1 pseudogene is annotated in these 259 nt (G+C 59.8%); it reads right to left on the reverse strand.

Annotated elements, in window-relative coordinates:
• Positions 1 to 259: pseudogene (locus ACTHS4_RS12100) on the reverse strand (2,3-butanediol dehydrogenase); the annotation flags it as partial.

Genomic DNA, 259 nt, shown 5'->3' on the forward strand with positions numbered 1-259 from the left:
GACTTTGATGCCTTTGGCTTTCAATACGGCGGCAAGCAGCAAACCGATCGGGCCTGCGCCGCCGACCAATGCGACGTCGCCGGCTTTCGCGCCGCTGCGGACGTAGGCGTGATGGCCGACGGACAGAGGCTCAATCAAAGCGGCTTGATCTAACGGGATTTTATCGGAAATCGGATGCACCCAGCGGCGTTTGACGGCGATTTTTTCGGCAAGGCCGCCGCCGCAGCCGCCCAAACCGATGAAGTTCATGTCTTTGGAG

The organism is Neisseria sp. P0014.S009 (genome assembly GCF_051958155.1).
Taxonomy (GTDB): domain Bacteria; phylum Pseudomonadota; class Gammaproteobacteria; order Burkholderiales; family Neisseriaceae; genus Neisseria; species Neisseria flavescens_C.